Origin of the sequence: Streptomyces sp. SBT349 (genome assembly GCF_001083795.1) — a bacterium.
In the GTDB taxonomy this organism is placed as follows: domain Bacteria; phylum Actinomycetota; class Actinomycetes; order Streptomycetales; family Streptomycetaceae; genus Streptomyces.
This window is the reverse complement of sequence record NZ_LAVK01000507.1, coordinates 1-3,887: the sequence shown is the minus strand read 5'-3', so window position 1 is coordinate 3,887 and position 3,887 is coordinate 1. Positions and strand designations below refer to the sequence as shown.

Genomic DNA, 3,887 nt, shown 5'->3' with positions numbered 1-3,887 from the left:
CCTCAGCAGGAGGCCAAGCCACCGGCGACCACCCCGGCGCCCTCGGGGGCGCCCGCGCCCTCGCGCGCCCCGGCGCCCTCGCCGAAGCCCGCGGCCGCCCCCGCACCCGCGGCGGACGGCGCCTATGTCACCCCGCTGGTGCGCAAGCTGGCCGGGGAGAACGGCGTGGACCTCTCCACCGTCAAGGGCTCCGGCGTCGGCGGCCGGATCCGCAAGCAGGACGTGCTCGCCGCCGCGGAGGCCGCCAAGGCCGCTGCCGCCGCCCCGGCTCCGGCCGCGACGGCGCCCGCTCCGGGCAAGGCGCCCGCGCCCGCCCAGCCGTCGCCGCTGCGCGGCCAGACGGTCAAGATGTCGCGGATCCGCAAGCTCATCGGCGAGAACATGCTGAAGGCGCTGCACAGCCAGGCGCAGCTGTCGACGGTCGTGGAGGTGGACGTCACCCGGGTCATGCGGCTGCGGGCGCGTGCCAAGGACTCGTTCCTGGCGCGCGAGGGCGTCAAGCTCTCCCCGATGCCGTTCTTCGTCAAGGCCGCGGCCGAGGCGCTGAAGGCCCACCCGTCCGTCAACGCCAAGATCAACGACGACGGCACGGTCACGTACCACGACGTGGAGAACATCGGCATCGCCGTGGACTCCGAGAAGGGGCTGATGGTCCCGGTCATCAAGGGCGCGGGCGACCTCAGCCTGGCCGGCATCGCGAAGAAGACCGCGGAGCTGGCGGGCAAGGTCCGCAAGGGCGGCCTGGCCCCGGACGACATGTCGGGCGGCACGTTCACGATCAGCAACACGGGGTCGCGCGGCGCGCTGTTCGACACCATCATCGTGAACTACCCGCAGGTCGCCGAGCTGGGCATCGGCGCCACCGTGCGCCGCCCGGTCGTGGTGGACCACCCGGAGCTGGGCGAGACCATCGCCATCCGGGACATGGTCTACCTGACCCTGTCCTACGACCACCAGCTGGTGGACGGCGCGGACGCCGCCCGTTACCTGGGGGCCGTGAAGGAGCGCCTGGAGGCCGGCGGGTTCGAGGGCGAGCTCGGCCTGTAGTCCACCGCACACGAGACCGGCCGCGCCCCGCCCGGGCCCTTTCCGGGCGGGGCGCGGCCTGTCGGGCCATGGGCCAGGGGCCCGAGAGGAGCGTCAGGATGAGTCCGCCGGTCGTCCGCTCACTGCGCCAGCAGATCCGCGAGCACATCGTGGAGGGCATCGTCAGCGGGCGCTGGCAGCCCGGCGAGCGGATCGTCGAGCGGCGGATCGCGGTCGAGCTGGACGTCAGCCAGACGCCGGTGCGGGAGGCGCTGCGCGAGCTGGAGACGCTGCGGCTGATCGAGTCGGCGCCGAACAAGGGCGTCCGCGTCCGGGCGCTGACCGCGGCCGACCTGGAGGAGATCTACCCGGTGCGGGCCGGTCTCGAACAGATCGCGGCCGAGCTGGCGGCCGGGGCGCTCGCCCAGGACGTCTCCGCCCTCGCACCGGAGGTCCTGGCGCTGCGCCTGGCCGACGAGCGGGGCGACGCGGAGGCCCAGACCGGCCACACGGTCGCCTTCCACCGCGAGCTGGTGAAGGCGTCGGGCAACAGCGTGCTGCTGCACACCTGGGAGTCGCTGGGCATCGAGATCTGGACGGCGCTGTCGATCCGGTGGCTCGGCACCAGGCAGCGCTTCTACGCGGACGAGCACCAGGACCTCGTGGACGCCTTCGTGCGGCGCGATCCGCGCATCGGGGAGCTGGTGAAGGAGCACGTCCTCAACTGTGCACCGCGTGCCTGAGTCCGGCGGTTTTGCCCGGGAACCTCCTGGCACGGTGTGCCAGTTTTCGGCATTCGCCAATGTTTTCCCCGGAAAGCTTTGATCGATCATCGATCAGGGGCATACAGTCAGCAGGGAAAGCAGAGCCGCGCCGCACAGCACCTGTCCTGCTCGCGGCGCGGCTCCGCCGTAAGGCCCGGGTCCCGATTGTCGCGCCAACGCACGGGGCCCGGCCTTCTCGGTCGATCATGGTGCCATGCGAGCTGCCCGCCTGATCAAACTGGTCCTGCTGCTCCAGACGCGCAGGACGATGACCGGCGCAGAGCTGGCCGCCGAGCTCGAAGTCTCCGAGCGGACCGTGGCACGCGACGTGCTCGCGCTCTCCGAGGCCGGCGTCCCGGTCTACGCCGACCGCGGCAGAACGGGCGGCTACCGGCTGATCGGCGGCTACCGCACCCGGCTGACCGGCCTCGGCCGCGACGAGGCGGAGGCGCTCTTCCTCTCCGGAGTCCCCTCGGCGCTGCGCGACATGGGCCTGGCGGACGCGGCGTCCGCGGCCCGCCTGAAGGTCTCGGCGGCGCTCCTCCCCGAGCACAGGGACGCGCACGAGAGCGCGGCGCAGCGCTTCCACCTGGACGCGCCGGGCTGGTGGCAGCCTCCGGAGACGCCGGAGCTGCTGCCCGCGGTGGCGGAGGCGGTCTGGGACGACCTGACGCTGACGGCCCGCTACCGGCGGGGCGACGGCGCGACGGTCGAACGGGAGCTGGAGCCGTACGCGCTGGTGCTGAAGGGGGGCGGCTGGTACCTGGTGGCGCGCTCGGGCGGCGACCACCGGGTGTACCGAGTGGCCCGCTTCCTGGAGGTCACCGCCCGGGAGCGGCGGTTCGAGCGGGACGAGACGTTCGACCTTCCGGCGTTCTGGGCGGAGCGGGCGGCCCAGTTCGCGCGCTCGGTCCTGCGCGAGGAGGTGCGGCTGCGGCTGAGCCCGGCCGGAACGCGCGTGCTGCGCTACGCCACCGACCGCGCGGCGGCGGAGGAGGCGGTGGCCGCGGTGGGGCCGCCGGACGCCGAGGGCTGGGTGACCGTCACGCTGCCGGTGGAGTCGGAGGAGGTGGCGTATACGCAGGTGCTGGCCCTCGGCCCCGAGTGCGAGGTCCTGGCCCCGGCCCGCCTCCGCTCCCTCCTGGCCACGGCGGCCGACCGCCTGGGCCGCCTCTACGCCACGGACACCACCACCGACGCCACCGACGCCACCGACGCCGCGACGAGCGCCGGTGACGCGGGCTGACCGAGGGGTCAGCGGTAGGCGGCGGGGTCGGGGGCCTCGCCCGCCGTGAGGGCGGAGATGAAGCCCCAGGCGTCGGGGCGGGAGCCGTCCGTGTCGGTGAAGCCGTACTCCTTGGCCAGGTCGCCGCTGGACAGGGACCGGCCGTTCCACCGGGCGACCTCGGGGTCGGCCGCCAGCGCCGCCGCCGCGCGGCCCACGAACGCCGGCGACTCGGAGATCGCGAAGGCCGGCTCCTTCGCGATGGCGTCGCGCCACGTCTCCTCGGTCACCCGCATGTGGGTGTCGAGCATCGCCTCCGACCGCAGGAAGCCGGGCGTCAGCGAGACCGCGGTGCAGCCCAGCGGCCCCAGTTCCTCACCGAGCGCGAGCGCCATCCGGATCGGCGCGAACTTCGCCAGGTCGTAGTAGAAGTGCTCCCGGTAGGCGGCGTTCGTCTCCGCCGTCCCGTCCGTCATCTCGATCACCAGGCCGCCCCGGTTCCGCACGAGGAGCGGCAGCGCGAAGTGGCTGGTCACGATGTGCGTCTCGATGCCGAGCCGCAGCATCCGCATCCCCTTGTCGAGGTCGAACTCCCACATCTTCCCCGAGACCGGGTACCACAGGTGGTCCGCGCCCCAGATGTCGTTCACGAGGACGTCGAGCCGCCCCCGTTCCCGGTCGATCCGCTCGGTCAGCGCCCTGACCTGCTCCGGCACCAGGTGGTCGGTCGGGACGGCCACGCCCTCGCCGCCCGCGGCGGTGACCAGGTCCGCCGTCTCCTCGATCGTCTCGCCGGCCCGCCCGACCTCGCTCAGGGACGTGCGCGTCGTCCGCCCGGTGACGTACACCGTCGCCCCCGCCCGCCCCAGCTC

Annotated in this window: 4 protein-coding genes; 3 read left to right on the top strand and 1 reads right to left on the bottom strand. The window is 73.6% G+C overall.

Annotation, left to right across the window (positions count from 1 at the left end):
• The 3 genes from sucB to ADY01_RS33775 all read left to right on the top strand — a co-directional run.
• Positions 1–1,047, top strand: a 1,047-nt coding sequence (gene sucB / locus ADY01_RS33785) for a 2-oxoglutarate dehydrogenase, E2 component, dihydrolipoamide succinyltransferase (protein ID WP_049580583.1), incomplete at its 5' end; no start/stop codon positions are given.
• A gap of 98 nt (positions 1,048–1,145) precedes the next feature.
• A complete protein-coding gene (locus ADY01_RS33780) occupies positions 1,146–1,769 on the top strand; it encodes a GntR family transcriptional regulator (protein ID WP_049580582.1) in 624 nt (207 codons plus the stop codon).
• A 235-nt stretch (positions 1,770–2,004) separates the two neighbouring features.
• Complete coding sequence (locus tag ADY01_RS33775; protein ID WP_078900833.1) at positions 2,005–3,036, top strand: helix-turn-helix transcriptional regulator; 1,032 nt, start codon at positions 2,005–2,007, stop codon at positions 3,034–3,036.
• An 8-nt stretch (positions 3,037–3,044) separates the two neighbouring features.
• Here the strand turns inward: ADY01_RS33775 and ADY01_RS33770 are convergent.
• Positions 3,045–3,887, bottom strand: an 843-nt coding sequence (locus ADY01_RS33770; RefSeq protein ID WP_049580581.1) for an SDR family oxidoreductase, incomplete at its 5' end; no start/stop codon positions are given.